Consider the following 2,676-nt stretch of genomic DNA (forward strand, 5'->3'; position numbering starts at 1 on the left):
ACGACATCGCGGCCGGCACCGTCGCTGCCTATTATCCCGAAGCCAACGGGCTGGTGGCGCTGGCCAACCATGACCAGCGCAGCGGGACGCCGTCCTACAAGTCGGTCCGTGTCCGCATCCGCGCGGCCAGTTGAGCCTGCCCGTGACCGCGCCGCCCCTGGCCTCCCCGCCCCGCCACGTCTAGGTTGCGCCCGCCGACTATAAGGGGGAGTGCTGGACATGGATGCTGCGACGGCGTTGCGGGCGAAGCTGAACGGCGGCGGCATGGCCTATGGGACCATGGCGTTCGAGTTCTTCACGCCGGGCCTGACCGCGCTCCTGCACGCCTCGGGCTGCGAGTTTGTGCTGCTCGACACCGAGCATAGCGGGGTCGGCGTCGAGACGATCAAGCAGCAGGTCGCCTTTGCCCGCGGGCTCGGCATCGCCGTCTGGGCCCGGCCCGCGGCCAAGTCCTACGCCCATGTCGCCACCCTGCTCGATGCCGGCGTGGACGGCATCATGGTGCCGATGCTGGAAACGGCGGAGGAGGCACGCGAGCTGGTCGAGTGGTCGCGCTACCGCCCGGAAGGCAAGCGTGGCTGCGCGTTCGGCTTCGCCCAGGAAGGCTACCGGGCCGTGGGTGCCCTGGAGGCGCAGAAGGCCGCCAACGAGCGGATCGCGCTGATCGGCCTGATCGAGACGAAGAAGGGTCTGGAGAATGCCGAGGCGATCCTGGCCACGCCGGGCATCGACATCGGCTGGATGGGCCATTTCGACATGTCGGACGATTTCGGCATGCCCGGCCGGTTCGAGGATCCGGTGATGATCCGCGCCTTCGAGGGTCTGGCCGCCGCGGCGAAGAACACCGGCAAGACCGCTGCCAGCGCCGATGCCGACATGACTTTCATGAAGGCCCAGGTCGAGCGCGGCTACCGTTGCCTGGGCTATGGCACCGATGTCGCGGTGCTGCGTTCTGCGATGAGCCGCGGCATCCAGGAGATGAAGGCCCTGCGTGGCTGAGCCCCGGAGGAAAGAGTGACCGTCGAGCCGAGCCTGCTGCTGCCGCCGGGCTACCGGGTGCTGGTCACGGCCGGGGCATCGGGCATCGGCCAGGCGATCACGCTCGCTCTGCTCAAGGCTGGGGCCCGCGTCCATATCTGCGACACCGACGAGACGGCGCTGCGCGCCCTGACCGACGCGCATCTGAACCTGTCGGGCAGCGTATGCGACGTGGCTGTGGATGCAGGGGTCGAGCAGCTCTTCGCCGACGTGGCGCGGGAGCTGGGCGGGCTCGACGCGCTGGTCAACAATGCCGGGATTGCCGGACCCACCGGGGCGATTGAGACCATCGACCCGGCCGAGTGGCGGCGCTGCCTGGAGGTCGACCTGACCGGCATGTTCCTGGTCACCCGCCTGGCGGTGCCGCTGCTCAAGCGCAACCTGGAAGGCTGCATCGTCAACATCAGCTCGACCGCCGGCCGGCTCGGCTACGCCTTCCGCACCCCCTATGCCGCGGCGAAATGGGGCGTGATCGGCCTGACCCAGTCGCTCGCCAAGGAGCTGGGTCCGGCCGGGATCCGGGTGAACGCGATCCTGCCCGGCATCGTCGAGGGGCCGCGCATGGCAGGCGTGATCGAGGCCCGCGCCCAGGAGATGGGCGTCGAGGCCGCCGAGATGGAGCGGCGCTATCTGGAGCGCGTGTCGCTGCGGCGGATGGTGAGCGGCGACGATGTCGCCGGCACCGTCCTGTTCCTGTGTTCGTCCCTGGGCCGCAACCTGTCCGGGCAGTCGCTCGGCGTGTGCGGCAATGTCGAGAGCTTGTGAGGATCTGGTGATGGCGGAGAAGGTGGCGATCGTCGGCTGCGGGCTGGTCGGTCGAGGCTGGGCGGTCGCGTTCGCGCGCGGCGGCTGGGACGTCGCGATGTGGGACCCCGTCGAAGGGGCTGCGGAAAAGAGCCTGGAGCTCGCCCGCACCATTGCCGACGACCTCCATGAAGCCGGCCTCCTCCAGGGCCAGCAGCCGGCCGAGGTCCTGGCCCGGATCCGCACGGCACCCGACCTCGCCACGGCGCTGGACGGTGCCGCCTGGATGCAGGAGAGCGCGCCTGAGAAGCTGGACGTGAAGCAGGAGCTGTGGCGCGAGCTGGACCGGCTGGCTCCCGCCACCGCCGTGCTCGGCAGCTCGACTTCTGCACTGGTCCCTTCCTCCTTCACCGAGGGCCTGCCGGGCAAGGAACGCTGCCTGGTCTCCCATCCCCTGAACCCGCCTCACTTGATCCCCTGTGTGGAGCTGGTGCCCGCGCCATGGACGGCGCCCGAGACCATGCGCCGCGCTGTCGAGGTCATGGCCGGCATCGGCCAGAAGCCGGTGGTGATGGGCCGCGAGATCGACGGATTCGTGGTCAACCGCCTGCAGGGCGCGCTGCTGGAGGAAGGCTTCCGCCTAGTCGCCGACGGCTTCGCCGGTCCGGAGGACGTGGATGCCGCGGTCAAGCACGGCCTGGCGCTGCGCTGGTCGTTCATGGGCCCGTTCGAGACCATCGACCTGAACGCGCCGGGCGGCATCGCCGACTACATCGCTCGCTTCCAGCACATGTATCGTGAGATGCATGTCGACCAGCAGCGGCGGGTCGACTGGGAGGCGCCGGAAGTGCTGCAGAAGGTGTTGGCCGATCGCCGTGCCCGCTTGCCGCTCGA

The 2,676-nt window shown here is 69.5% G+C and carries 3 protein-coding genes; all 3 read left to right on the forward strand.

Annotated features, from left to right (window positions below; all coding sequences use genetic code 11):
- Positions 1–219: 219 nt before the first annotated feature.
- Positions 220–999, forward strand: a complete 780-nt coding sequence (locus tag EQG76_RS04055) for an HpcH/HpaI aldolase family protein (protein WP_159710841.1) — start codon at positions 220–222, stop codon at positions 997–999.
- 15 nt (positions 1,000–1,014) lie between these two features.
- The gene (locus EQG76_RS04060; protein ID WP_159710843.1) at positions 1,015–1,803 is read left to right on the forward strand and encodes an SDR family oxidoreductase; all 789 of its coding nucleotides are present in this window, start codon (positions 1,015–1,017) and stop codon (positions 1,801–1,803) included.
- 10 nt (positions 1,804–1,813) lie between these two features.
- A partial coding sequence (locus EQG76_RS04065) for a 3-hydroxyacyl-CoA dehydrogenase (RefSeq protein WP_159710845.1) occupies positions 1,814–2,676 on the forward strand: 863 nt, incomplete at its 3' end.

The sequence above is a fragment of the Geminicoccus flavidas genome (genome assembly GCF_009806515.1).
Taxonomy (GTDB): domain Bacteria; phylum Pseudomonadota; class Alphaproteobacteria; order Geminicoccales; family Geminicoccaceae; genus Geminicoccus; species Geminicoccus flavidus.

Coding starts and splice junctions, on each gene's coding strand:
- EQG76_RS04055 (WP_159710841.1), top strand. CDS start 220: ATGGATGCTGCGACGGCGTTGCGGGCGAAGCTGAACGGCGGCGGCATG.